Origin of the sequence: Pseudomonas sp. HR1, from assembly GCF_030175875.1 — a bacterium.
In the GTDB taxonomy this organism is placed as follows: Bacteria; Pseudomonadota; Gammaproteobacteria; order Pseudomonadales; family Pseudomonadaceae; genus Chryseomonas; species Chryseomonas oryzihabitans.
Genome location: NZ_JASNRF010000009.1, coordinates 59,532 through 80,700, shown reverse-complemented (window position 1 = coordinate 80,700; position 21,169 = coordinate 59,532). Strand labels below are relative to the sequence as shown.

At 66.6% G+C, this 21,169-nt stretch carries 22 protein-coding genes; 11 read left to right on the top strand and 11 right to left on the bottom strand.

The window, feature by feature from the left end:
- The first annotated feature begins 23 nt into the window (after positions 1-23).
- Positions 24-503: an MOSC domain-containing protein gene (locus QKY98_RS22725; RefSeq protein WP_027600291.1), complete on the top strand. Its 480-nt coding sequence runs from the start codon at positions 24-26 to the stop codon at positions 501-503.
- A gap of 254 nt (positions 504-757) precedes the next feature.
- Positions 758-2,050, top strand: coding sequence for an NAD(P)/FAD-dependent oxidoreductase (locus tag QKY98_RS22720; protein ID WP_027600290.1), 1,293 nt, complete (start codon positions 758-760; stop codon positions 2,048-2,050).
- Between the two features lie 62 nt (positions 2,051-2,112).
- Here QKY98_RS22720 and QKY98_RS22715 read toward each other — a convergent pair whose 3' ends face one another.
- Entirely contained in the window at positions 2,113-4,299 is a 2,187-nt protein-coding gene (locus QKY98_RS22715; protein ID WP_077171659.1) for a DUF1631 domain-containing protein, read from the bottom strand.
- A gap of 285 nt (positions 4,300-4,584) precedes the next feature.
- Here QKY98_RS22715 and nadC point away from each other — a divergent pair, with 285 nt between their 5' ends.
- Both nadC and QKY98_RS22705 read left to right on the top strand, forming a co-directional pair.
- Positions 4,585-5,442, top strand: coding sequence for a carboxylating nicotinate-nucleotide diphosphorylase (gene nadC / locus QKY98_RS22710; RefSeq protein ID WP_044342468.1), 858 nt, complete (start codon positions 4,585-4,587; stop codon positions 5,440-5,442).
- A gap of 109 nt (positions 5,443-5,551) precedes the next feature.
- Entirely contained in the window at positions 5,552-5,773 is a 222-nt protein-coding gene (locus QKY98_RS22705) for a hypothetical protein (protein ID WP_027600287.1), read from the top strand.
- On the opposite strand, the gene QKY98_RS22700 is transcribed toward QKY98_RS22705, so the two are convergent.
- Both QKY98_RS22700 and purU read right to left on the bottom strand, forming a co-directional pair.
- The gene (locus QKY98_RS22700) at positions 5,761-6,012 is read right to left on the bottom strand and encodes a hypothetical protein (RefSeq protein ID WP_284671633.1); all 252 of its coding nucleotides are present in this window, start codon (positions 6,010-6,012) and stop codon (positions 5,761-5,763) included. The two genes, QKY98_RS22705 and QKY98_RS22700, sit on opposite strands and share 13 nt — an antisense overlap.
- Positions 5,984-6,835, bottom strand: coding sequence for a formyltetrahydrofolate deformylase (purU, locus tag QKY98_RS22695; protein ID WP_007162029.1), 852 nt, complete (start codon positions 6,833-6,835; stop codon positions 5,984-5,986). Before purU ends, QKY98_RS22700 begins: the two co-directional genes overlap by 29 nt.
- A 299-nt stretch (positions 6,836-7,134) precedes the next feature.
- Between purU and mvaT the strand changes: the two genes are divergently transcribed.
- Positions 7,135-7,518 carry a histone-like nucleoid-structuring protein MvaT gene (gene mvaT, locus QKY98_RS22690; RefSeq protein ID WP_042137226.1) on the top strand — a complete coding sequence of 128 codons (384 nt, stop codon included), beginning with the start codon at positions 7,135-7,137 and terminating at the stop codon, positions 7,516-7,518.
- Positions 7,519-7,793: 275 nt separating this feature from the next.
- Here mvaT and sbcB read toward each other — a convergent pair whose 3' ends face one another.
- Positions 7,794-9,239: an exodeoxyribonuclease I gene (gene sbcB / locus QKY98_RS22685; protein ID WP_284671632.1), complete on the bottom strand. Its 1,446-nt coding sequence runs from the start codon at positions 9,237-9,239 to the stop codon at positions 7,794-7,796.
- A gap of 108 nt (positions 9,240-9,347) precedes the next feature.
- Between sbcB and QKY98_RS22680 the strand changes: the two genes are divergently transcribed.
- From QKY98_RS22680 to QKY98_RS22670, 3 genes are read left to right on the top strand one after another with little or no spacing between them, the layout of a single operon-like run.
- Positions 9,348-10,568 carry a DUF4350 domain-containing protein gene (locus QKY98_RS22680; protein ID WP_042137221.1) on the top strand — a complete coding sequence of 407 codons (1,221 nt, stop codon included), beginning with the start codon at positions 9,348-9,350 and terminating at the stop codon, positions 10,566-10,568.
- Entirely contained in the window at positions 10,546-11,541 is a 996-nt protein-coding gene (locus QKY98_RS22675; protein ID WP_058792222.1) for an AAA family ATPase, read from the top strand. Before QKY98_RS22680 ends, QKY98_RS22675 begins: the two co-directional genes overlap by 23 nt.
- On the top strand, positions 11,538-12,356 hold the full coding sequence (locus QKY98_RS22670; protein ID WP_144961846.1) for a hypothetical protein: 819 nt from the start codon (positions 11,538-11,540) through the stop codon (positions 12,354-12,356). Before QKY98_RS22675 ends, QKY98_RS22670 begins: the two co-directional genes overlap by 4 nt.
- On the opposite strand, the gene QKY98_RS22665 is transcribed toward QKY98_RS22670, so the two are convergent.
- Together QKY98_RS22665 and QKY98_RS22660 are read right to left on the bottom strand one after the other, a co-directional pair.
- A complete protein-coding gene (locus QKY98_RS22665) occupies positions 12,341-12,703 on the bottom strand; it encodes a PilZ domain-containing protein (RefSeq protein WP_007162035.1) in 363 nt (120 codons plus the stop codon). The genes QKY98_RS22670 and QKY98_RS22665 overlap by 16 nt on opposite strands.
- 56 nt (positions 12,704-12,759) lie before the next feature.
- A complete protein-coding gene (locus QKY98_RS22660; RefSeq protein ID WP_007162036.1) occupies positions 12,760-13,146 on the bottom strand; it encodes a tetratricopeptide repeat protein in 387 nt (128 codons plus the stop codon).
- A 196-nt stretch (positions 13,147-13,342) separates the two neighbouring features.
- Here QKY98_RS22660 and pyk point away from each other — a divergent pair, with 196 nt between their 5' ends.
- The gene (gene pyk / locus QKY98_RS22655) at positions 13,343-14,794 is read left to right on the top strand and encodes a pyruvate kinase (RefSeq protein ID WP_007162037.1); all 1,452 of its coding nucleotides are present in this window, start codon (positions 13,343-13,345) and stop codon (positions 14,792-14,794) included.
- 94 nt (positions 14,795-14,888) lie between these two features.
- Here pyk and QKY98_RS22650 read toward each other — a convergent pair whose 3' ends face one another.
- Complete coding sequence (locus QKY98_RS22650) at positions 14,889-15,059, bottom strand: hypothetical protein (RefSeq protein ID WP_007162038.1); 171 nt, start codon at positions 15,057-15,059, stop codon at positions 14,889-14,891.
- A 124-nt stretch (positions 15,060-15,183) separates the two neighbouring features.
- Here QKY98_RS22650 and QKY98_RS22645 point away from each other — a divergent pair, with 124 nt between their 5' ends.
- Entirely contained in the window at positions 15,184-17,799 is a 2,616-nt protein-coding gene (locus tag QKY98_RS22645; protein ID WP_042137215.1) for a DEAD/DEAH box helicase, read from the top strand.
- 82 nt (positions 17,800-17,881) lie between these two features.
- Here QKY98_RS22645 and QKY98_RS22640 read toward each other — a convergent pair whose 3' ends face one another.
- Positions 17,882-18,355 carry a phosphate-starvation-inducible protein PsiE gene (locus tag QKY98_RS22640; protein ID WP_044342462.1) on the bottom strand — a complete coding sequence of 158 codons (474 nt, stop codon included), beginning with the start codon at positions 18,353-18,355 and terminating at the stop codon, positions 17,882-17,884.
- 206 nt (positions 18,356-18,561) lie between these two features.
- Here QKY98_RS22640 and QKY98_RS22635 point away from each other — a divergent pair, with 206 nt between their 5' ends.
- Complete coding sequence (locus QKY98_RS22635; protein ID WP_027600280.1) at positions 18,562-19,368, top strand: SirB1 family protein; 807 nt, start codon at positions 18,562-18,564, stop codon at positions 19,366-19,368.
- On the opposite strand, the gene QKY98_RS22630 is transcribed toward QKY98_RS22635, so the two are convergent.
- The 3 genes from QKY98_RS22630 to QKY98_RS22620 form a co-directional block, all read right to left on the bottom strand.
- On the bottom strand, positions 19,365-20,054 hold the full coding sequence (locus QKY98_RS22630; protein WP_007162042.1) for an LrgB family protein: 690 nt from the start codon (positions 20,052-20,054) through the stop codon (positions 19,365-19,367). The two genes, QKY98_RS22635 and QKY98_RS22630, sit on opposite strands and share 4 nt — an antisense overlap.
- Entirely contained in the window at positions 20,047-20,418 is a 372-nt protein-coding gene (locus QKY98_RS22625; RefSeq protein ID WP_007162043.1) for a CidA/LrgA family protein, read from the bottom strand. Before QKY98_RS22625 ends, QKY98_RS22630 begins: the two co-directional genes overlap by 8 nt.
- A 123-nt stretch (positions 20,419-20,541) precedes the next feature.
- Positions 20,542-20,991 carry a flavodoxin gene (locus tag QKY98_RS22620; protein WP_027600278.1) on the bottom strand — a complete coding sequence of 150 codons (450 nt, stop codon included), beginning with the start codon at positions 20,989-20,991 and terminating at the stop codon, positions 20,542-20,544.
- Positions 20,992-21,169 lie beyond the last annotated feature (178 nt).

Genomic DNA, 21,169 nt, shown 5'->3' with positions numbered 1-21,169 from the left:
CCACCATCGCGTCGAGGAGCCCCATGATCCCTCTCAAAGAACTGCTGGCCCAGGTTCCCCAGTCCGGCGAGGTGCGCTGGATCGGCGTGCGACCCAGCGCGCGCGCACCCATGGTCGAGATCGACGCGGTGGAGGCCCGGCGTGACGCCGGCCTGACCGGCGATCACGCCCGGCCCACCCCGCGCAACCAGCGCCAGGTCACCCTGATCCAGTGGGAACACCTGCCGGTGGTGGCCGCGCTGATCGGCAAGGCGGTCGCACCCGCCGACCTGCGCCGCAATCTGGCCATCGCCGGGATCAATCTGTTCAGCCTGAAGAACCGGCGCTTTCGCATCGGCCAGGCGGTGCTGGAGACCACCGGCTGGTGCCAGCCCTGTGCGCGCCTGGAAGAACGTCTCGGGCCAGGGACCTTCCAGGCCATGCGCGGCCACGGCGGCCTCACGGCCCGGGTCCTGGAAAGCGGCATCATCCGCCTGGGCGATCGGCTGGAGGTCCTGGATTGACCCCAGTTTCCCTAGGGTCGAATGGCCGGGCCAGCCCGGTTAAACTAGCGCTACCTCTCGTCGCCGCAGACGTCCCTGCCAGAGCAGATGCAGGCCGCTTCCCTTGAATTTGACGACTTTTCGCCCATCTTCCTTGCTAGATGTCTCGATTCGCGCGCTTCGACGACCCCAGATTTTCACCAGCCCGGGACTGCGCCCGCACGCGGCGACGCGCCCGGTCCGGCTCACGCTTTCCTTCTCTATGAGTGCTCTCCATGACCCATCGCATCGTTATCGTCGGCGGCGGCGCCGGCGGCCTGGAACTGGCTACCCGCCTGGGCCGTAGCCTGGGCAAGCGCGACCAGGCGCAGATCGTGCTGATCGACGCCAATGCCACCCACCTGTGGAAACCGCTGCTGCACGAGGTGGCCGCCGGCTCGCTCAACTCCACCGAAGACGAACTGAGCTATGTCGCCCAGGCCAAGTGGAATCACTTCGAATTCCAGCTCGGACGCATGACCGGCCTGGATCGCGAGCGCCGCAAGGTGCAACTGGCCGCCATCGAGGACGACGGCGCCGTCCTGGTCCCGGAACGGGAGATCGGCTATGACTCCCTGGTACTGGCCATCGGCAGCACCACCAACGATTTCGGCACGCCGGGCGCCGCGGAAAACTGCATCTTCCTCGACACCCGGGCCCAGGCCGAGCGCTTCCACCGCAAGCTGCTGACCCACTACCTGCGTGCCCATGTCAGCGAGCAGCCGGGTGAATTCATCGAAGTGGCCATCGTCGGTGCCGGCGCCACCGGCGTGGAATTGGCGGCCGAATTGCGCAACGCCGCCGAAGAGCTGCAGGCCTACGGCATGGATCGCATCCGCCCCGAAGACCTGCGCATCACCCTGGTCGAAGCCGGTCCGCGCATCCTCCCAGCCCTGCCCGAGCGGATCGCCGGCCAGGCGCATCGCACCCTGGAAAAACTCGGCGTGCGGGTGCTGACCGGTTCGGCGGTCAAGGAAGTCCGCGCCGACGGCCTGCAGACCGCGGGTGAATTCGTCCCGGCCAGCCTCAAGGTCTGGGCCGCCGGCATCCGCGCACCGGCCTTTCTCAAGGACCTGGCGGGTCTCGAGACCAACCGCATCAACCAGCTGGTGGTCAACTCGACGCTGCAGACCACCCGCGACCCGAATGTCTTCGCCCTGGGCGACTGCGCGGCCTGCCCGCTGACCCCCGGCGATACCCGTACCGTGCCGCCGCGTGCCCAGTCCGCCCACCAGCAGGCCTCGCTGCTGGTGAAGACCTTCAAGGCACGCCTGGAAGGCAAGCCGCTACCCGACTACGTCTACAAGGACTACGGCTCGCTGATCTCGCTGTCGCGCTTCAGCGCGGTCGGTAATCTCATGGGCGGCGCCCTGGGCAGTCTGACCCTGGAAGGCTGGCTGGCGCGGACCTTCTATGTCTCGCTCTACCGGATGCACCAGGTGGCCCTCTATGGCCCGCTGCGCGCCCTGGCGCTGTTTGCCGGCGATCACCTGAGACGCAAGACCGAGCCGCGCCTCAAACTGCACTAGGCCCCTGGACCAGGCATGAAAAAAGCCGTCCCGAGGGACGGCTTTTTTGTGTCGCAGCGACCTCAGGAAGGCGACTGGCCCCGCAGGTTGCCGATCACCGAGGTCATGGCCCGGTCGAACAGCAAAGCATCGTCCAGCAGCCGTACCCGGTCTTCCTGGTAATCCAGCGCCAGCTCCTCACGGGTGCGATCCAGCACCTTCATGCCGGTCCGATTGACGAACACCAGGCGGCCCATGGGCCGGATGACCGCGGCCAGCTTGCAGCGCAGCTTCTGCTCGACGTCCTGGATCTCCAGCCAGGCGCCTACCGAAAGGGCATCCACCCACTCCAGGGAGTCGCTGGTCAGCCCGGTGATCCGTTCGCCTGCGCGTGGCAGCTCGAAGGGTTCCTCGGCGGGAGGCGAGGCAGGTGCCACGCTCGCGTTGTCCGCTGCCGCATCCGCCAGCTCGGGACGGGTCTGCTGAAAGGTCTGGACGTGCAGGGATTCCAGTTCGGTGAAGAATTCGGAGGTGGAGAAGGGATCGAAGGCCGCGCTGGCCAGGCCTTCCCGCAACGCCTTGAGCAAGCCGGGCACCATCTCCAGCAGACGCTGGCGGGACGCCACGTCGTGGTGCGGCTGGATGCTCCAGATCAGATCGTCCATGGTCTTGAGGGCTGCGCGCCATTCGCTGGAGTCGTAGCCCTGCTTCAGGCAGGTCAGCAGCAGCACCTGGCTCCAGGCCTCGCGCAGGACACGCTGTACTGCGGCCGGCAGAGAGTGTTCCTGCAGACGCTGACTCAGGACGTGCTCGACCTGCAAGCGGGCGATCTCGGCGCGCGCCCGGCCTTCCTCGGCATCGCGGGTGCGCTGCTCGAGCAATTCGCTGCGCCGCTGTTCGTCGCTGACATAGGCCATGAAGTCGGCCAGCAGCTCGGCGAAGATCTCTGGATCGTCGACGAAGTCGGACAGCAGGCGCTGCACGATCTGCTCGATCTTCTGATACAGGCCGTCGCGCTGCAGATCGCTCTGCTCGCCCCAGCCCAGGGAGGCGGCGGCGATCTCGTTGAGCAGCCGCCGGGCCGGATGGCTGCCACGGCTGAAAAAGGTCTTGTCGAGGACCGCGACCTTGAGCATGGGAATCTGCAGGCGAGCGATCAGCGCCTTGAGCGAATCCGGCAGGGTAAGGTCGTCGAGAATGAATTCGAACAGCATCGCCACCAGGTTGATGACGTCTTCGTCGACCTGCCCCACCACGCGCTTTCGACCCGAGCGCTCGCTGATGCGGCCCAGGGCCACCCCCAGTTGCGCCTTGAGGTCATAGCCCTCCAGGGACTGGCCGGAAATCTGCTGCTGCAGGTGCGACAGCAGCCGCATGAGGTCGTAGCTGGTGATGGCCTGGCCATCACCGGTCGCGGCACCCTCATCGACCGCCATGCCGCCACCCAGGGTGGCGCTGCCCGGCGTGCGCAGCTGGGCCAGGAGGCCCTGCAGGGTACCAAAGAGCTCCTGACCGTCGTCTTCGCTGTTGACGTGGGCCGGGGTGCGCCCGCTGTAGCCCTTGGCCGAGCGGCTCGGCACCTGCTGGGGGATGGCCTTGAGTTGGGGCAGTACGCCGGCGTCGACCAGCTGCCGATTGGATTCCGCGTACAGCTGACCCAGACCATTGAGCACGAAACGCTCGAACAGCTTGTAGATGATCAGCTTGACCTTGATGTCGGTGTCGAGATCGCGACAGGCTTCGACGAAGGCCTCGCACAGCCGGCGCGGGCCCAGCGGATGGGTCGAGTCGTCCAGCTTGCTCGACAGCTGGGTATTGAATCTGATGGTCAGGTGGCTGATGGCCATGGCGTTGTTGCTGAGCGCCTTGGCCACCATGGTGTCCACGGCGACGCTCTCTTCCAGCGCATCGTTCTGCACCAGGCTGAGGTCTTCATAGGAGACGCTGTCCAGGCGCATCTCCGGCTTGCTGCCGACCAGGTTGTTCAGCGCGGCGAAGCGCTCGAAATACTGCTGGAGAAAGCTGCGCTCGATACTCTTGCGGCGCAGACGCAGGTCGCGCATCGCTTCGAAATAGAGGCTCTGTTCCTGGTTGCTGCCGGCGCGATCGGCCATTTCAAACAGCGCATCGTCGGCGTTGTCGAACAGCTGCTGCAAGGAGGCATTGAGTCGCTGAGCGGCGCGATCCCTGACCGGTAAAAGCACTGCAGGCAATCGGGAAGAGGACTCCCCGAGCGCCTTGAAATGAACTACGTTTACGTCGTTCTGCACCACCGCCTCCCACAACCGTTCTTGCGTTCGGCTGAATCGCGTTCCACTACAGGAGCATTGAACAACGTTGGCCGCCCTGGCCGCGAGGTGAAACGTTGTCGATGTGCCATTATTTGCTCTGCTAAGGCATCGACCAATCGGCATCTGCACAGTACATGACAGGGTTCACAAGGCACCTGTCTGTCAGCGCCTGCCCTTAGAATAACTCAACGTTGTCTATCTCAGATCGTCAACCTCCCCTAAAGTTGCCCGCGCGTCCGCCGCTATCCCTACCGGAGTCCGTTCATGTCCAGCGCCACCTCTGCCGATCTCGCCCAGGTCATCACCGAAAACGTCGCCGCCGCACTGCGCGAGGACGTCGGCAGTGGTGATCTCACGGCGGGTCTGATCCCCGCTCACCAGCAGGCCCGGGCACGGATCATCACTCGCGAGGCCGCGGTGGTGGCGGGCACGGCCTGGGTCGACGAGGTGTTCCGGGTGCTGGATCCCGCGGTCGAGGTCCGCTGGCAGGTGGCCGATGGCGAGCGGGTCGCGCCCGACCAGGTGCTGTTCGAACTCCAGGGTCCTGCGCGCGCCCTGCTCACCGGCGAGCGCAGCGCCCTGAATTTCCTGCAGTTGCTGTCCGGCACCGCCACCCGCTGCCGCCACTATGCCGATCTGGTGCAGGACACCGCCGTCCGCTTGCTGGACACCCGCAAGACCCTGCCCGGCCTGCGCCGCGCCCAGAAATACGCGGTCACCTGCGGCGGCTGCTACAACCACCGCATCGGCCTGTTCGATGCCTTCCTGATCAAGGAAAACCACATCGCCGCCTGTGGCGGTATCGCCCAGGCCGTGGCCACCGCCCGGCAACTGGCGCCGGGGCGTCCGGTGGAGGTCGAGGTGGAAAATCTGCAGGAGCTGGAACAGGCCCTGAGCGCCGGCGCGGACATCGTCATGCTGGACGAGCTGAGCCTGGCCGACATGCGCACGGCGGTGGCCCTGACCGCCGGCCAGGCCAAGCTGGAAGCCTCGGGTGGCGTCAATCAGGACACCCTGCTCGGCATCGCCCAGACCGGTGTCGACTACATCTCCATCGGCACCCTGACCAAGGACGTCAAGGCCATCGACCTGTCCATGCGCGTCCTGGATCGAGTGGGATAGGCAAAGAACGTCGCGGCGGCTAGACTCCGCAGCCGCGCCCTTTGCGCAACGGCTTCGAGCGGTCCTGACGACCGCTCGCCTCTCGCGACACTCGAACAAGATCGAACCCGTGACCAAAGATCAACTTCGCGCTGAACTGGAACGCCAGGCCCAGCGCTATCAGGATGTCTACGGTGGCGAAATCGTCACCTACGCCGCTCAACCCAAGCCCGACCGCAAGCCCTGGAAGAAACGGCCGACCGTGCAGGACGAGGTGTTCGCCTCCGAGGTACGCAAGATCGCCGATCTCAAGGCCAAGACCAGCGCCGAGGCCACCGCTCAGGACGCCTGAGTCGAGTCCGGGTCCCCGCTGTCCGGGGCGTCTTCTGCGACGTCCTCGTGCTCTTGCCGTGCCTGCAGTTGCTGCCAGAGCGCGGCGGCGGCACTGAAGTCGGCGCCGCCCTCTTCAGTCATGGCCTGCAGGTCATAGCGCGCCAGGCAGCCCTCGCCCAGGCGCGGTGGCGGCGCCGCGGCACCGGGCGCCGCCGCTGGCCGTTCGTGGTCAGTCGAAGATGACGGTCTTGTTGCCATGAACCATGACCCGCTCTTGCAGGTGGTATCTCAGGCCGCGCGACAGCACCATCTTCTCGACGTCCTTGCCCAGGCGCACCATGTCTTCGACGTTGTCCCGGTGGCTGACGCGTTCCACGTCCTGCTCGATGATCGGCCCGGCATCCAGCTCTTCGGTCACGTAGTGGCAGGTGGCGCCGATCAGCTTGACGCCGCGCTGCGCCGCCTGGTGATAGGGCTTGGCCCCGACAAAGGACGGCAGGAAGCTGTGGTGGATGTTGATCACCTGGTGGGCATAGCGCGCGCAGAGATCCGGCGGCAGGATCTGCATGTAGCGCGCCAGGACCACGGTATCGGCCTGGTGCAGATCGATCAGCCGCGACACCTCGTCGAAGGCCGGCTGCTTGTTGGCGGGATCGACCGGCACATGGAAGAAGGGAATGCCGTGCCATTCGACCATGCTGCGCAGGGTGTCGTGGTTGGAGATGACGCAGGGGATCTCGCAATCCAGCTCGCCGCTGTGCCAGCGGTGCAACAGGTCGGCCAGGCAGTGGGATTCGCGACTGGCCATGAGCACCACGCGCTTGCGCTGGGCCGAATCGGTGATCCGCCATTGCATGGAGAATTCCCGTGCGATGGGTGCGAAGGCCTGACTGAAGCCGGCCAGATCGAAGGGCAGTGAATCGGCGCGGATCTCATGGCGCATGAAGAACCAGCCACTCTCCGTATCCGAATGGTGACTCGCTTCGGTAATCCAGCCGTTATAGGTCGCCAGGAAGTTGCTGACCTTGGCCACGATACCTACCCCGTCCGGACAGGCGATCACCAGACGAAACGTTTGCATAGCACAACCTCGAACGAAAAGGGGCTGCATTCTAGGCGCAGTCGCCGGCAGCGTCGAGCGGCGCAGGGCGCCATAGCGCGCGACTGTAGGGCCAGGGTAAAGACTTTGCAAAGGACAAGTAAGAACCGATAAGTTCCGCCAATGCCCTGTCGAAAGTTACGCGTATTCGACAACTTCGCTGTTGCGACGAAACGGGCAGCAACTATCGACCTGTCAGGCGGACAGTTTACTTATCCCGATAGCCAATCTATGATCGATGCAGACTTTCATCTCTGCATCACTCAGAACAAAGGCCGTTTATGTCGCTCATCAATGAATACCGCCAGACCGAAGAAGCCATCAAGGAACTGCAGGAGCGCCTGAAGTCGCTGCAAGAGGACGACAAACTGCAGCGCGAACTGGAATTCGAAAAGAAACTCCGCGCGTTGATGGGTGAGTATCAGAAGTCCCTGCGCGACATCATCGGCATTCTCGATACCGAAGCCAAGCCTGCCCGCCAGGCGCGCACTCCCAAGGCCAGCAGTGGCAGTACGCCCAAGCGCGCGCGCAAAGTTAAGCAATACAAGAATCCGCACAATGGTGAAGTGATCGAAACCAAGGGTGGCAATCACAAGACGCTGAAAGAGTGGAAAGCAAAATGGGGTTCGGACGACGTCGAATCCTGGGCAACGCTGCTGGATTGATCAAAAGAACGCCGGCCAGCCGGCGTTTTTTTTTGCCCGCCTGGCAGACGTTTACCGCAGCCTGCCAGGCGCGGACCCAGGTTAGGCCTGGTGACCGCTCGCCGTTATCGATACCCCGCACCACAGCGCCCGAAGCGCTTTCATCTCCGGCGCGGTACTTCCCTTTCACTTGTCCCTTGCTTCAACCGCGGTCGGATAGCGTCCGTCCGAATTTGCTGCTTGCCACTCTTTTTTGGTTAACAAACGTCTCGGATCGGTATCCGGCTTTTGCGACTTCAGGCAACCGCCCGATCCAATCGCTGCATCACCGCTCGAACATGAGCGGACCAGGCCTCGAGAATCGGCACCTGATCAACCGGGACTTCTCGCCGCAATTGTTCGGTCAGGGTGAGGAACTGCGTGCAGGTCATATGACCTTGTTGCTCTTCACCCAGCAGACGCTGCCGACAGAATTGTCGCCAACGAGCCTCTTCTTCCGCCGTCAGCAACTCGGGAAAGTTGCGCGCTCGATAGCGAAAGAACAGCTCTGGATGTCGCTCATCCCGAAAGGGCCAGGCGCGGCTGCCAAGTTGCTCTGCCGGACATTGATGAACTTGGTCGCAGAGTTGCCGCTCTTCGGCGGCAATGAAGCCGTCGTACAGTCTTGCTTCGGCCTCCTGTTCCTGGGCGGCCAATCCGGATGCCTCGGCATAGAGGGCCTGCACCTTGGGTTGCCAGGTCGCACGCTGGTCGAGCAGTTGGCGGACGCGGCGCCAGACGGCCGCCAGATCGAATTGCAGCCGTTCCATGTCCGCCGGACGCAAGACGCTGAAGGGCGCCAGAATCGGACACTTGTTGATCTGTACCAGCTTGAGCGGCACCGGCAGGTCACCCTCGGCCAGCGCATCCCGCCGGGTATAGAGGCGTTCGCGCAGGGTCTCGACGTCCAGGTCCAGCAGCGGCTCCGGCGCCAGGCCGAGGTCGCAGACGATCAACGCATTGCGATTGACCGGATGCCAGGCCAGCGGCAGGACAGGGGCGAGAAAGTGCCGCTCGGCGCTGAAGCGTCCCGAGACATGCAGCAGGGGTTCGAGCAGACGAATGCGCGCCAGCGCCGCCTTCTTCTGGCGCTGCGTCCAGATATAGTCATAGAGCCTTGGCTGCCGCTGCCTGACCAGGCGCGCCAGGGCCAGGGTCGCGCGGACATCCGCCAGGGCGTCATGGGCCTGGGCGTGTTCGATGCCATTGGCGACGGTCAGGCGATCCAGGCGCAGGGAAACGCGCTGCTCGTCCTGCGGCCAGTCCAGGCTTTCCGGGCGAAAGGCATAGAGCGCCCGGACCAGGCCAAGCACATCCCAACGACTGTTGCCCTGCTGCCACTCGCGGGCATAGGGGTCGTGAAAGTTGCGGTACAGGCTGTGCCGTATCATTTCGTCGTCGAATCTGAGGTTGTTGTAGCCGACGCTGCAGGTGTTGGGACGCCGCAACTCCTCATGCAGACGCTGGACGAAGTCCCGCTCGCGCAGCCCCAGGCGCTGCAGGGTGGCGGGCAGGATACCGGTGACCAGGCAGGCTGCCGGGTGGGGCAGGACGTCCTCGCTCAGCTGGCAATGCAGATTGAGCGGCGCTTCGATTTCGTTGAGGTCCAGATCGGTACGCACCCCGGCCACCTGCAGCGGACGATCCCGCCGTGGATCGATGCCCGTGGTCTCGAAGTCGTACCAGAAGATACTTTGCGTCACACCGCCCTCCCCTAGAATCGGCGCAGTCTAGCATCGTCGCGCGCCTTGCTCCCGGGCGCTCGCACCCGCTAGGCTCTGGCGTCCGTCTTCCGCGTATCCTCCCTTCCCATGCGTTCAGTCGATCGGCTCTCCGTTCGCTCCAGGTGCCGAGGTATCGGCGTACGCCTGGGCGCCGCCGTCTGGGCGCTGACCCTGTCGCTGGCCTGCCTCGCGCAGCAGGAGCCGCTGTCCTGCCCTCTGCCGCCACAGACCGACAGTGGCCCGGCCAGCCTGCGCCTGACCCATCAGGGACTCGACAGCCGGACCGCGCGCCAGCTCGCCACCCAACTCGCCGCGACTACCCGCAGCACCGATCCCCAGGCGCTGGCGGCGGCTTACCTGCAGCACTTCGGCAGCCGGGTGCAACGCGGCCAGCCCGAGCAGCTCGCCGAATTACCGCCCCAGGACGTCAGGTTCTGGCTGGCCGGCAACCCGCCCCTGGCGGAGGCTCAGGCCCAGGCGCTGCTGGACTGGGTCGAGGCGGGCGGCCGGCTGGTGGCCGTCGCCGATGACAGCACCCTGGCGCTCAGTGCGACCCTGGGCGTGCGTCCCATGGCGACCCGCGAACTGGGCGGCGCCGCCCCGCCGATCATGGCGCTGCCCCTGTGGCCCAACCTGACCCAGCTCTATCTCGCCGAGGACGATGCTCCCGCCTACCTCGGCTTCGACGACAGTCGCCATCTGTTCGATGTCGGCGATCAGGCGGTGGCCTGGGCCAGCAGCGCCAGCGCCACCCATATGCTGATGCTGCCCTGGGGCGATGGCAGCGTGACCCTGCTGTCGGACAGCGACCTCTGGAGCAACGCCCATCTCGCCCAGTACGACAATGCCTGGCTGCTGTGGTACCTCACCCAGGGCGCGCCGGTGACCCTGATCGCCCCGGCGCCACCGCTCCCCCTGTGGCTGGACGCCTTGCAACGCTATGGCCTGGCCCTTGGGCTGCTGACGCTGGCGGCAGGAATCTGGCTGAGACGTCGTCGGCAGAATCCGGCGCCACGGCGTGATGCCCAACGCTGGCCCGAATTGATCGCCACCCTGCAGCGCGATATCCAGCGCGAGGTGCACCGCCGCCGCCCCGAACTCGCCGACCAGGGCGTGGCCGAGCGCTGGCAATATCTTGCGCGTCTGAGCGGCTTGAGCACCCGCGCGGTGGGCGAGGCGATGCGCCCAAGCCCGGCGCGCCTCTCCGCTCGCGACTTCACCCGCCGCATCGTCCAGCTGCGCCTGTTGCACCTGGCCGTGCGTCCCCCGCTCCCGAGGACTTCCGATGACCGACAGTTCCCCTCCTGACGCCACTCCGGTGGACGCTGGCGATACCGGCGTCAAGGCCCGCGCCCTGACCCGCCTGCAGGCCCTGCGGCAGGCCCTGCTCAAGGTGCTGCCACAGCAGGACGCCGCCGTGGACGGACTGCTCGCCAGCCTGCTGGCCGGCGGTCACCTGTTGCTGGAAGGTCCCACCGGCTCCGGCAAGACGCTGCTGACCCGCGCCCTGGCGGCCAGCCTTGATGCCGGGTTCGCCCGGCTGCACTGCCATCCGGCCCTGACCCCCGCCGAGGTGGCCGGCGAAATCGTCACGGACCTCGGCAGCGACAGTGCCCGTCTGCGCCGGGGTCCGCTGTTCAATTCCCTAGTCCTGCTCGAAGACCTGCATCGGGCGCCGCCGGTGGTCCTCCAGTTGCTGGACGACGCCCTCCAGGGCCGCCAGCTGAGTCTGGGCGGTCGCCAGGTGCCCCTGCCGGCGCCCTTCATGGTGATCGCCACCCGCCCCCCGGGCAGCGAGCTGCCACTGGCGCTGCGGGATCGCTTCCTGGTGCAACTGCGTCTGGAGTGGCCGGCAGAAGGCCAGGAACTGGCCGCCCTGCGCCTGGCCGTGCAGCAGGGCCAGGGCGACCCCCTGGAAGCGGCGGCGCTGCGCCCCCTGCTGCAGGCGCGGGATCTGCCGGCGCTGCAGCGACTGGTGGCCGGCCTGCCGGTTGCGGAGCCGGTCCTGGAGCATGCCGTGCGCCTGATCCGTCTCACCCGGGAATGGCCGGCCTTCGAACAGGGCGCCGGACCGCGCGCCGGCCGGGCCCTGCTGCGCCTGGCCCAGGCACAGGCCTTTCTGCGGGGTGGCGACAGCGTGACGCCCGAGGATGTGCGCACCCTGCTGCCCGCCGTGCTGCGGCCGCGGCTGCGGCTGACGCCAGAACGCGAATTCGAGGGTGACAGCCTGGACGGCCAGATCATCAAGCTGCTGGGACAGTGTCCGGCACCGCGCCCATGATCCAGCGCTGCCTGCCCCTGGCGCTGGTCGCCCTGGCGCTGCTCAGCCTGATCCTGGGCGGACTGGCGCCCCTGCGCTGGCAGGGCCTGCCGGCGGCGGGTGCCCTGCTGCTGCTGGGACTGAGCGTTATGGGGCGGCTGAACGCCCGCCGGCGCCGGCGAGCGAGTGGTGAGCATCCGCCGCTCGCCGCGCCGGCCTCCAGGGCATGCCTGCGCGCGGATACCCCCCTGCACCTGCTGATCGCCAGCCCGACCGAGCAGGGACGAGGACAGGCCGAGCGGTCAGGCGACCACCAGCAGATGCTGGGTTTCGGGCAGGCCCTGGCGGCCAGCGGCAATGAGCTGTGGCTCTATGGTCTCGATCCCGAGCTGCGCCTGCTGGCGGCAGGCACGGCTGCTTGCCGCCTGACGCCAGCCGAACTGCCGGTGCGGCTGCCAGGTGCGACGAGTGATCTCAGGGCAGCGCTGGCACGGCTCTGCCGTCAGGCGCGCCCGGGCAGTGTGCTGGTGGTGGCGGCACCGCTGGATGAAGAGCTGGCGGTCTGGCTCGGCCGTCTGGACCTGGTCCGACGCGGCCTGCAGCTCTGGCTGGTCGACACCGCACGGCGGCAGGTGGCGGAACCCGACGACATCCGCAGCTGGCGCGATGCGCGCCGCTATGCCGACGCCTGGCAGGCCCGGATCCAGGGCGAGCGGCTGGCCGCGCGGCTGGAGCGAAGGCCCGTCCGCTGGCTGGCGGCCGGCGCCACGGCGGATCTGCAGACCCGCCTGCTGCAGCTATGGAATGCCGGTGACCCGGATCAGGCCGCCGACTGAGAGAGGCGGCCGAAGGTGAAGTAGTGCTGCAGCACGTCGATCAATTCGGCGAATTCGGCCGGCGGCTCGGCGACGCTGAAGCCCGAATCGTAGTTGCCCGGGGTCACGTCTTCGTGACTCCACTGGCAGCGGGCGTCGAAGTCGACGAAATGCAGCTGACCGTCCTGCCCCGGAATCTTCAGCCGAAGTTCGAAGCGCGCGTTCACCAGCATGGGCAGCTGGCTGATCATCAGCAGCCCCTCGCGGGAAATGTTGCCGATGTAGCCCATGGGCTTGTCGGTAAAGCGGTTGAACACCTTCAGATAGTAGGGCAGCTGGTGGCGCTCGATACGACGATTCTGAGTCATGGTGCGATTCATCCTGCACACGGTAAAGCCACTTTACCGACAACGTCCTGGAAAGCTCAGCGCTGCGGTAGTTTTCGCACCGGTTGGGGCGTCGCAACGGCCGTTCCGCCATCTAGCCCCAATTGGCGCAGGGTGTCCAGTCGGGCCTGGGCCCGATAGGCGTATTCGCTGGCCGGAAACCGGACCTGGATGAAACGATAGGTCTGGACCGCGTCGGCGTACAGTTGCTGCTGCTCCAGACACTGGCCGCGCAGCATGGAAAATTCCGGTTGCAGCCAGGGCCGTGCCCGACCCTTGCGTTCAGCCTGGGAGATCTGCAGCAAGGCATTGTTGCAGTCGCCTTCGCTATAGGATTTATAGGCGGCATCCAGATAGGAATTCATCGAGACGCTGGTACAGCCGGTGAGGCCGAGCAGCAGGAACAGGCAGAGATAAGGGCGCATGGAAAGTCCTCCTGCTCGCTAGATCGGCGCCGGGGCCCGCTTCTTGAGGGCAAACGACCATTGGTGTGACCAAGCTGCGAAAAGCCGTCATGTGCTGGCCACGCGACAGCGCTACAATGAGCTGCGCTCCGTGTTCTACGTCGACTCGGCGCTAAGGCGCCGACTCATGGTTGCAATCCGCTAAAGGAAAGACTGCATGATTTATCGCCGTACCAAGATCGTCGCCACCCTGGGCCCGGCCAGCAATTCTCCGGAAGTCCTCGAGCAGCTCATCATCGCCGGCATCGACGTCGCCCGCCTGAACTTCTCGCATGGAACGCCCGACGAGCACCGGGCTCGTGGTCAGCTGGTACGGGATCTTGCCGCCAAGCACGGTCGCCATGTCGCCCTGCTCGGCGACCTCCAGGGTCCGAAGATCCGCATCGCCAAGTTCGTCAACAAGCGCATCGAACTCAAGGTCGGCGATCCCTTCCGCCTGTCCATCGCCCATCCGCGCACCGAAGGCACCGAAGAAGTGGTCGGCATTGACTACCCGGGCCTGGTCACCGACTGCCGCGTGGGTGACGAGCTGCTGCTGGACGATGGCCGCGTGGTCCTGCGCGTGGAAGGCATGACCGCCACCGAACTGCACTGCACCACCCTGATCGGCGGCCCGCTGTCCGACCACAAGGGCATCAACCGTCGCGGCGGTGGCCTCACCGCTCCGGCGCTGACCGACAAGGACCGCGAAGACATCAAGCTGGCCGCCTCCATGGAGGTCGACTATCTGGCCGTGTCCTTCCCGCGCGATGCCGAAGACATGCACGAAGCCCGTCGCCTGATGGAAGCCGCCGGTGGCAAGTCCTGGCTGGTGGCCAAGATCGAGCGCGCCGAAGCCGTGGCCGACGACGAAGCCCTGGACGGCCTGATCCATGCCAGCGACGCCGTGATGGTGGCCCGGGGCGACCTGGGCGTGGAAATCGGTGACGCCGAGCTGGTGGGCATCCAGAAGCGCATCATTTCCCACGCCCGGCGCCTCAACAAGGCGGTGATCACCGCGACCCAGATGATGGAGTCGATGATCAGCAGCCCCATGCCGACCCGCGCGGAAGTCTCCGACGTGGCCAACGCCGTGCTGGACAACACCGACGCCGTGATGCTCTCCGCCGAGAGCGCCGCCGGCCAGTATCCGGTGGAAGCGGTCAAGGCCATGGCGCGCGTCTGCGTCGGTGCCGAGAAGCAGCCCACCAGCAAGCTGTCCAGCCACCGCCTGGGCCATACCTTCACCCGTTGGGACGAGAGCATCGCCCTGGCCTCCATCTACGTGGCCAACCACTTCCCCGGCGTGAAGGCCATCATCAGCCTGACCGACACCGGTTACACCCCGCTGATCATGTCGCGCCTGCGTTCCTCGGTGCCGATCTTCTCCTTCGCGTCCAGCCGCGCCACCCAGGCCCGCACCGCGCTGTTCCGCAACGTGCACACCATCCCCTTCGACCCGACCACCATGCCGGCGAACAAGGTGAGCCAGGCCGCGGTGGACGAGCTGCTCAAGCGCGGCATCGTCGAGCACGGCGACTGGGTCATCCTGACCAAGGGCGACAGCTACACCAAGCGTGATGGCACCAACACCATGAAGATGTACCGCGTGGGCGACCTGCTGGTCTGACCCCCGCCGCCGGTCTCCGACCGGTGCTGAAGACAAAGCCCCGCACAGGTCCCTGTGCGGGGCTTTTTTCTGGGCGGATCGGGGCCAGGCAGCCCTAGCGACCGCCGGCGGCCAAGTAGGCCAGGTGCAGGGCCGCAGCGCCCAGGACACCCAGGCTGCAACTGATGAGGATGCCGCGCTGCAGCGCGCGCAAGCGCCCTTCTCGCCGTGCTTCCAGGCGACTGGCATCGATCAGGGCTACGCTGGTCAACGGCTGTTCACGCATCGTCTCGCTCCCTACCCATTTAACTGCACTGTATTCTCATTCCCACATAGGTCAAGGGAGTCCGGCGGGCGCCTGGCGGACTGTGGCAGAATAGCCGGTTTGGTACGAACAGCCTGGGTGAACGATGGCGTTACGTTTCGAACGGCTCAAGTGGCAGGACTGGAAAGGCGCCTTCACGGAGCGCAACTACGAGCGCGGCCGGCGGCTGGCGCTCGACGGCCTGGTGCAGCTGCGCTCGGCCGCCAAGGGTCAGCTCTATGCCGAGTGCCACAGCCCGGCCGGACCGGCCTATCGGCAGGCGATCAGCCTGCGCGCGGGCGAGACCGCCTGGCGGGTCGACGCCCGCTGCACCTGCCCGGTCGGCCGCAACTGCAAGCATGCCGCCGCCGCCCTCATCGAACTCGAGCGGCTGCAACGCAGCGAGGCCGCCCTGCCGGCCACGCCGGTCGCCCATCCGGAGCTGCCTCGCCCGGTCCTGACCCTTGGCAGCCATACCCAGATCGATTACGACCGCCACATCGGCAAGATGAGACCCACGGTACGCCATCGCGCCGCCCTGGCCTTCGCCTATGGCTCGCGGCGCCTGTTCGGCGCGCCGCCGCGCACCCCGGAAGCCGACTATCCCGCGCGCCAGCTACCGGCCGAACAACGCTGGCGGCAGACGCTGCTCGACCACGGTCTGCGCCTGGCGACCCGGCGCAGCGCCGCGCTGCCCGACGACAGTGGCGAGATGTTCGAGCTGCCGGACGACCCCGCCTGGCTCAGATTCGTGCAGCAGGTCATCCCCGGTCTGCGCGAAGCCGGCTGGCAGATCGAGGCCCATCCCGAATTCACCTTCGACCTGACACCGGTGGAAGGCTGGTACGGTCACCTCGAAGAGGTGCAGGACGCGACCGCCGCGAGCGGCCAGTTCGACGTCGAACTGGGCATCCGCCTGGGCCAGCGCCGCGTCAGCCTGATCCCGCTGCTGATCGACGCCATACGGCGCGAGCCCTCCCAGTACGAACCGGCGATGCTGGCCAAGCGCGCCGACGACGAACCCGTGCTCTTGCGTATCGAGCCGCCACGCCTGGCCGGCCAGCAGGGCCGGGTGCAACGGGTCGCCGTGCCTCTGGGGCGGCTCAAGCCGATCCTGCAGATCCTCGGTGAACTCTATGCCACCGATCGCCTCACCCAGGATCGTGCGCTGCGCCTGCCGCGCCTGGACGCCGCGCGCCTGGCCGAGCTGGACGAACGCCTGCCGCTGGAGTGGGAAGGCGGCGAGCGCCTACGCAACTTTGCCGAACGCCTGCGCAGCTATGCCGCCGAGCCGGTGGTCCTGCCGGACACCCTGCACGCCGAATTGCGGCCCTATCAGCGCGACGGCGTGGCCTGGCTGCAGGCGCTGCGGGAACTGGACGTGGGCGGCATCCTGGCCGACGACATGGGCCTGGGCAAGACGCTGCAGACCCTGGCGCACATCCTCGTCGAGCAGGCGGCCGGTCGCCTGACCGCGCCGGCGCTGATCGTCATGCCCACCAGCCTGATCCCCAACTGGCAGGACGAGATCGCCCGCTTCGCCCCCGGCCTGCGCGTGCTGACCCTGCAGGGCAGCGCCCGCAGCAGTCGCTTCGAGCGGATTCCGGAGCACGATGTGGTGCTCACCACCTATGCCCTGCTACCCCGTGACGCCGAGCGCCTGGCCGGCTACGACTTCCACCTGCAGGTGCTCGACGAAGCCCAGTCGATCAAGAATGCCGCCACCAAGGCCGCCCAGGCGGCGCGCCACCTGCGCGCCCGCCATCGCCTCTGCCTGACCGGCACGCCGCTGGAAAATCACCTGGGCGAACTCTGGTCGCAATTCCACTTCCTGATGCCCGGCTGGCTGGGCGACGAGAAAGGCTTCAAGCAGGCCTATCGCATCCCCGTGGAGCGCGAAGGCGATGTGCAGCGCCTGGCGGCGCTCAAGGCACGGGTCCGCCCCTTCATGCTGCGCCGCACCAAGCAGCGGGTCGCCAGCGAATTGCCGCCCAAGACCGAGATCGTCCAGCTGGTCGAACTCAGCGCGGCGCAGCGCGAACGCTACGAAGACCTGCGCCTATTGCTGGACGAGCGCGTCCGCGCCGAGATCGCCCGTCAGGGCATCGGTCGCAGCCAGCTGCTGATCCTTGATGCCCTGCTGCGCCTGCGCCAGGTCTGCTGCGACCTGCGCCTGGTGCCCAATGAAGACGCCAGCGTGGCCAAGCCCTCGGCGAAACTGGCGGCGCTGAACGAGCGCCTCGACGCCCTGCTCCCCGGTGGCAGCCGGGTCCTGGTGTTCTCCCAGTTCACCAGCATGCTCGACCTCATCGCCGCCGATCTCGACCAGCGCGGCATCCCGTACGTCACCCTGACCGGCGAAACCCGGGATCGGCGCACCCCGGTGCAGCGCTTCCAGAACGGCGAAGTGCCGGTATTCCTGCTCAGCCTCAAGGCCGGCGGCAGCGGTCTCAACCTGACGGCGGCCGACACTGTGATCCACTTCGATCCCTGGTGGAATCCGGCCGCCGAGCAGCAGGCCAGCGACCGCGCCTACCGCATCGGCCAGGATCGTCCGGTGTTCGTCTACAAGCTGATCGCCCGCGGCACCCTGGAAGAACGCATCCAGCAGCTGCAGCAGGAAAAGGCGCGCCTGAGCGCCGGCATTCTCAGCGAGAACAGCGGCGACTGGCGCCTGACCGAAAGCGACCTGGCCCAGTTGCTGGCGCCGCTGGACCGCTAGGCACCCGCCAGCGGGTCATCCCGGCAGCGCCTGGCCTGGCCAGTTGCACTGCCGGGAACGCAGCGGATAGCGGTGCCGCGGGCTACTTGTCGCCCGCGCCCTCGCCCACCACATCACCCGCCGCATCCAGCGCCCTGCTGGAAGGAAACCTGTTCGAGGCGACGCGGACCGCCAGCACCGCAAGCGACAGCAGGAAGATCCCGCCGCAGAGATACAGCAGCCCGACATCCGGCGGCCGATGATGAGAGACGTCACCGATCAGGTAGCGGGTCAGGGCGGTGATGGCGATATAGAGCAGGAAGCGGATCGGCAGGTGGTTGGTCTTGAAGTAGATGCCGACCATGGCACCCAGCTCCAGGTAGATGAAGAGCAGCAGGATGTCATCGATGCTCGCCTGGCCCTTGTCGAGCATGCCGATGAAAGCCATCACCGAGGCCCAGGCCGTGGCCGCGCCTATGGCGAACAGGCCGAAATAGTGGAAGCCTTCCACCAGCAGGTTGCCGAGGGAGTTCGCCCCGTCGTGCATGCGTTTGCGACCGTTGTCTGCCCATTTCATGGCGTGCTGCTCCCTCCGCAAGAGTGAAGACCTCCACTCGAAGATAGATCCATGCCGGAATCCCGTTCTCGAGGTTGCCCTGGCGTCAGTCGCTCTTATAGCGAGAAGCCGGACCGTCGGCCAGTGCGCAACTGTCGCAGACTGGACGGCCCGGCGCTGGCAGGCTAAAACCTGAGGAAAAGCCCGCGAGGGCTCTGGAGTCTACCGTGGACGCGCGTCTTTCCTGCCTCGCCTGCCTGGACCGGCCCGATCCCCGGCTGCTGGAAGCCGCCCTGTGGATCGCGGCCGAACACCACGAACAGATCGATCCCCCGGCCCTGTTGCACTCGCTGGACGACCTGGCACTGCGCCTGGTCGCCAGCCTGGATGGCGATGCCAGTCACGCCGAGCGGGCCCAGGCCTTGTTGCGGCAGCTGTGCGATGCCGGTTTTCGCGCGGCCGAGTGGCCCCTGAACCCTACGGCTGCCCTGCTCGACGAGGTCCTGGCGCGGCGACGCGGCCAGCCGCTGTCGATCGCCCTGGTGGCTCTGGAACTGGCCCGGCGCCTGGAGATCGACCTGCAAGGCATCGGCTTTCCCGGACATTTCCTCTTGCGCGTGCCGGGCGCGGATCATCTGCTCGAACCCTTCGGCGGTCGTCGCCTGTACATGAACGACTGCCGCCAACTACTGGTGGATCAGTTCGGGCCCAACGCGCAACTGCAGGCCAGCTATCTGGCGCCCCTCGGTCCGCGGCAGATGATGCAGCGACTCTCGCGCAATCTGCGGGAATTGCATCGCCAGGGCGACCAGCCGCTGGCCGCGCTCAAGGATGCCCAGCGGGTCATCGAGCTGGGCACGGTCGGAGTCATCGATCACCTGGCGCGCGCCGATCTGTACCGCCAGCTCGACTGCCCCCAGGCCGAGCGCTACGACCTGCAGCACGCCCTGCTGATCAGCGAAGACGATGCCGAACGCGAGCAGGTGCGGCGGCGGCTGGCGCAACTGGGCGCGCCGTCCGCCACCCTGCACTAGCCGTGCAGCAGCCAGAGCACCAGCTGGGCGCCGAGCAGATTGCTTAGGCCGGCCAGCACCATGACCAGGCCGGCCACGGTGCCCTCCTCCAGGCCGACCTCGTAGGCCTTGCTGGTCCCTACGCCGTGGGCGCCCATGCCGAACAGGGCACCGCGGGCCAGGGCCGACTTGAGCGGCAGCAACTTGATCAGCAGGCTGCCGAGGATGGCGCCCCCCAGGCCGGTGATCATCACGAAGGCCGCGGTCAGCTCGGGGACGCCTCCCACGGTGGCGGACATCGGCATGGCAAAGGGGGTGCTGATGGAGCGCGGCAGCATGGACAGCAGCACCCGGTCATCGAGCAGCAGCAGCCGGGCCAGCAACCAGGAACTGCCAATGGCCACGCCACTGCCGACGCAGAGGCCGGCCAGCAACGCCTGCCAGTAGCGCGCCAGCAGGCGTCTCTGCTGCCAGATCGGCACGGCGAAGGCCACCGTCGCCGGCCCCAGCAGGGTGATCAGCCAGTGGCTGTAGTGGGCGTACTCGGCATAGCTCACCTGCTGCCAGAGGGTGGCGGCATAGAGCAGCACCGTGACGAAGATGATCGGACTGACCACATACCAGCGCAGCCGGGCATAGAGCAGCCGACTCACCCCATAGCCCGCCACCGTCAGCAGCAGCCAGAAGAGTCCGGGCAGATCAAGCATCGCGACGCCCTCGCCGGCGAAACATCCAGTCCACGGTCAAGGCGGTCGCGACCATGGTCAGCACGGTGCTGAGCAGGATGGCCAGCAGGATGCGCACACCCTCCTGCCGCAGCAACGGGCCGTAGTCGAGCAGACTCAGCAGCGCGGGAATGAAGAACAGCAGCATTTCTCCCAGCAGCAGGCGCACGCCGCCCTGCAACCACTCGGGCTCGACGATGCGCGCGGCCAGCAGCACCAGCAGCATGGCCAGCCCCACCACCCCGCCTGGTACCGGCAAGGCGAAATAGGTGGCCAGCCAGGTACCCACACCCCACAGCGCGCCCAATCCGCACAGCTCCAGAGCCAGGCGCAGATATCTATTCACCCAGGGCTCCTTCTCAAATCCTCGACAGGCGCCAAGGATACCGAGGCTGAGGGGGCGAGGACAGCGAACCGGGCCCGGCGGCGCGCTCCGCGCGGGTAAAGCAGCGTTGCTGCCGGGGCAAGATCAGCCCAGGGCGGCGATGACCTCGGCGACCCAGCGCTCGGCGTCTTCGTCCGGCGTGACCGTTTCACTGGCATCGATGCGCAGCATGGGCAGCACTTCGCGCAGCCCCAGTTCGGCGAACAATTCCTGCATCAGCTCGCCGCCGCCGCAATAGGTGTCGCCATAGCTGGAATCACCCAGGGCCAGCACGGCGCCGGGTCGTCCGGACCAGGGCGGCAGCCGATCGCGCAGCTGGAAATACAGGGATTCCAGGTTGGCCGGCAATTCGCCCATGCCGGTGGTGGAGGTGATAGCCAGCAGGGCCTCGGGCGCGAAGGCCTCCAGGCTGGCGAGATCGGCATTGGGCTGGTGCCAGACCTCATGGCCTGCCGCGCTCAGGCGCGCCTTCACCTGACGGGCGATATCTTCGGCAGTGCCATAGACCGAGCCATTCAACAGTGCGACTTTCATACGGACCTCTTGCGTGGAATCCCGCCCAGTATGCCTGGCGCGGCCCGCCTTGGCGCTCCGTCAGCAAGACGACTCCGCTGGCAACCCCGGCTGCAGCCAAGGGTCTCAAGGCTTGTTATGCTAGCGCCGCCTGCTACCCCAGGCGTCTTCGCCACCTGTCCGCCTACCCGGCGGCGTG

Coding starts and splice junctions, on each gene's coding strand:
- QKY98_RS22725 (WP_027600291.1), top strand. CDS start 24: ATGATCCCTCTCAAAGAACTGCTGGCCCAGGTTCCCCAGTCCGGCGAG.
- QKY98_RS22720 (WP_027600290.1), top strand. CDS start 758: ATGACCCATCGCATCGTTATCGTCGGCGGCGGCGCCGGCGGCCTGGAA.
- nadC (WP_044342468.1), top strand. CDS start 4,585: ATGTCCAGCGCCACCTCTGCCGATCTCGCCCAGGTCATCACCGAAAAC.
- QKY98_RS22700 (WP_284671633.1), bottom strand. CDS start 6,012: ATGGCAACAAGACCGTCATCTTCGACTGACCACGAACGGCCAGCGGCG.
- purU (WP_007162029.1), bottom strand. CDS start 6,835: ATGCAAACGTTTCGTCTGGTGATCGCCTGTCCGGACGGGGTAGGTATC.
- mvaT (WP_042137226.1), top strand. CDS start 7,135: ATGTCGCTCATCAATGAATACCGCCAGACCGAAGAAGCCATCAAGGAA.
- QKY98_RS22680 (WP_042137221.1), top strand. CDS start 9,348: ATGCGTTCAGTCGATCGGCTCTCCGTTCGCTCCAGGTGCCGAGGTATC.
- QKY98_RS22675 (WP_058792222.1), top strand. CDS start 10,546: ATGACCGACAGTTCCCCTCCTGACGCCACTCCGGTGGACGCTGGCGAT.
- QKY98_RS22670 (WP_144961846.1), top strand. CDS start 11,538: ATGATCCAGCGCTGCCTGCCCCTGGCGCTGGTCGCCCTGGCGCTGCTC.
- QKY98_RS22665 (WP_007162035.1), bottom strand. CDS start 12,703: ATGACTCAGAATCGTCGTATCGAGCGCCACCAGCTGCCCTACTATCTG.
- QKY98_RS22660 (WP_007162036.1), bottom strand. CDS start 13,146: ATGCGCCCTTATCTCTGCCTGTTCCTGCTGCTCGGCCTCACCGGCTGT.
- pyk (WP_007162037.1), top strand. CDS start 13,343: ATGATTTATCGCCGTACCAAGATCGTCGCCACCCTGGGCCCGGCCAGC.
- QKY98_RS22650 (WP_007162038.1), bottom strand. CDS start 15,059: ATGCGTGAACAGCCGTTGACCAGCGTAGCCCTGATCGATGCCAGTCGC.
- QKY98_RS22645 (WP_042137215.1), top strand. CDS start 15,184: ATGGCGTTACGTTTCGAACGGCTCAAGTGGCAGGACTGGAAAGGCGCC.
- QKY98_RS22640 (WP_044342462.1), bottom strand. CDS start 18,355: ATGAAATGGGCAGACAACGGTCGCAAACGCATGCACGACGGGGCGAAC.
- QKY98_RS22630 (WP_007162042.1), bottom strand. CDS start 20,054: ATGCTTGATCTGCCCGGACTCTTCTGGCTGCTGCTGACGGTGGCGGGC.
- QKY98_RS22620 (WP_027600278.1), bottom strand. CDS start 20,991: ATGAAAGTCGCACTGTTGAATGGCTCGGTCTATGGCACTGCCGAAGAT.